Annotated in this window: 2 protein-coding genes and 2 pseudogenes; all 4 read left to right on the top strand. The window is 56.1% G+C overall.

Features of this window, described 5'->3' with window-relative positions; genetic code table 11:
• Nucleotides 1–391: pseudogene (locus EI28_RS11985) on the top strand (hypothetical protein); the annotation flags it as partial.
• Nucleotides 392–562: 171 nt separating this feature from the next.
• Nucleotides 563–1,012, top strand: coding sequence for a hypothetical protein (locus EI28_RS11980; RefSeq protein WP_048115122.1), 450 nt, complete (start codon nucleotides 563–565; stop codon nucleotides 1,010–1,012).
• A gap of 27 nt (nucleotides 1,013–1,039) precedes the next feature.
• On the top strand, nucleotides 1,040–1,486 hold the full coding sequence (locus tag EI28_RS11975) for a hypothetical protein (protein WP_011842993.1): 447 nt from the start codon (nucleotides 1,040–1,042) through the stop codon (nucleotides 1,484–1,486).
• A gap of 559 nt (nucleotides 1,487–2,045) precedes the next feature.
• Nucleotides 2,046–2,374: pseudogene (locus EI28_RS11970) on the top strand (hypothetical protein); the annotation flags it as partial.

Genomic DNA, 2,374 nt, shown 5'->3' with positions numbered 1-2,374 from the left:
TGCAGACGGTTCTGCACAGGGGGCTACTTACGGCTACTACCCATATCATCATCGGCATGCCTGGGCTCAGATGGTCCCTGACGACATCTTGTACCTGGGTACCACACACGGCCGCAGGTGCGTGAGCATCCATGAACTGGGGCACCTCTTTGATGCTGGTCACCAGGAGCTGGATGAAAACCGGACGATCCCGTCTTACCGTAGGGCCTACCAGTGGTATCAACCGTTTTCTCCTCCCCTCAACCTCAAGAATACCGTGACATACAGTTACTTCAATGAGTTGATGAGTACCACTGAATTTTCATCGGACGACTACCACGGGGATGCCGATCACGACAACGCAAGGAGAATCCGGGAGACGAAATGGACAGTTGCGAACTATCACTCCTGATGGGAGCCGATGCGAGTCTCACCCCTACCACCTTTTTAAATTGTTACCGGGTGGTTTGGTGGTACAGAAACCCCGGGCAGCATGTGTCAGAAAAGAAGAATGGGGGCCGCCGGAAGGATCCGGGGCGTTCTCTTTCTGGCAGGATCGGGCGAAAGGGATAAAGGAGGTCACATGAAATCGAAACATGACAGACGTTTGGTTATCGAGGGGGTTCTGGCGTTCATCGGCGTCATCCTCCTCGTTGCGATGGTTGTGCTCATGTGCACCGCCCTCTTCAACTGGCTCGAAGCAAGCGGTGGATCCCCGAGATTGGACGTCTGGGAGATCAGGGGCGAACTGCCGCCGGAAAATGCATCGATCATCCACCTGACCGAGAAAGACTTCGAGCAGCACCCGGCGCTCGACTCCGCAATCCGGGGCGACAACCGGGGTCCCGGACCCTGGTATTCGGGAGACACACCGTACGGTGTCCTCGACGAGCGAACGATTGGGAGCGCTCCGGTGACATACCTAGAACGGGAAGTACTTATCGAGTCGTTTGGTCCCGATGTCGAGGCGAGAAACCAGCCGTACATCGAATACGAGGGTGCGTATTACTACTTTCTCATCCTGATCCCCTAAAATCGGGTCAAAACAGGTGCTATTGGAATGGAAGAAGATAAAAATCCGAAATCAAGAAACCGGCTCAAAACGGCGGCCCTCGTCGTCGCCTGTGGTCTTGCCGGCGTCATCGCCATCGCGCTCGGCCTCATGCTCGCCGACGCCCTCATCATTTACGCTCACGAGAGTTCTGGGGAACAGCCGATGTTCTACGTTATGGAGAGAGCGGAGCCGGGGGGGAGCGTGATCGTTCCCCTGACTGAGCAGGACTTCGAACAGCACCCCGAACTCGCCGCAGTCATCCGGGGTGAGGAGCGGAACCCCTCGGCGTGGGAGTGGGGCTACCGGGATCAACGTGTCATCGGGGGAACTAAGGTCTCGTACACGGAGAGCAAGGCGCTCCATGATGCCTACGGTCCCCGAGAGGGGAGGGGGCTGTACCCGCTCATGGAGTACGAGGGTGCGTATTACGTGGTCCTGACGACATGGCCCTGAAGGGGAGTCCCCGTCGCCCGTGCTCGATATGCATCGCCTCTTTCCACGGGGGAGGCAAGTCGGAGGAAGTGAACTGAACCACAACATCAGTCTGGGCGTCACCGCCTGGCCTCGGGCCACCCTATCCCGCTATTATCCGGCCTTAGAGGCCGACTGGGGGAAAATCTCGGGAGGTACCATTCTCCCCCCTCAGCGAAGAAAAGGTTTGGGTTTTTCTGTTCCGAACCGGTTCTCCAGAGATCGGGTGAGTGCATCCTTTCGGGCACACCCCCTGGCGGGGACGGGGGCACACTGCCGTGCGATCGCCCCACAATGAGAGGGTTTAAGATGAATTCGGAAAAAAACGGACGATGGCTGCCGGTTTTATATGGTCTCATGACACAGAATCGGATTGGGTGCCGCGTGCGGTACCCATTTGTGTGCGGGGGTCGCCCATCCCCGGTTGACGCCCCGGATGACGCGCCCCGCAAGCCCGGAGGCAAAGGGAACGTAAGCGTTCTGCGTACTTAAACATGTGCCTCTCCTGCCTCTGGGCTAGAATGTTATGGAGGTAGGTTACATGAAAGGAAAAACTGGACTGCGGGCATTCTCCATGCTCCTGGCGGTAATGCTGGTGAGCGTGGTTTTGGTGCCGGTAGTGAGTGCTTCAGCCTCCAATAGTGGAGGTGAACAGATGTCTAACAGATCCGTTAGCGAGAAGGCTCTTGTCCACTTTGGGGATCTGACAGAGATGAGAATTGTTGATGAAAGAGCGGTCAACGTGAAAATTCCCTTTTCGATAAAGAACTACGATTTAGTAGTCTTTGACCTGCCAAAAATCCGGGAATATCTGCTTCATGGTGATCAACTAACAGTGTACCTAGAAGGGCAGCCTTACACGATGGATCT

This window comes from Methanoculleus sp. MH98A, assembly GCF_000691865.1.
Taxonomy (GTDB): Archaea; Halobacteriota; Methanomicrobia; order Methanomicrobiales; family Methanoculleaceae; genus Methanoculleus.
Note: the sequence above shows the minus strand (reverse complement) of the source record. Positions and strands in the feature narration are given on the sequence as shown.

What these genes read in the sequence shown, in the direction of transcription:
- EI28_RS11975 (WP_011842993.1), top strand. Translation starts at nt 1,040, where the DNA reads ATGGAAGAAGATAAAAATCCGAAATCAAGAAACCGGCTCAAAACGGCG.
- EI28_RS11980 (WP_048115122.1), top strand. Translation starts at nt 563, where the DNA reads ATGAAATCGAAACATGACAGACGTTTGGTTATCGAGGGGGTTCTGGCG.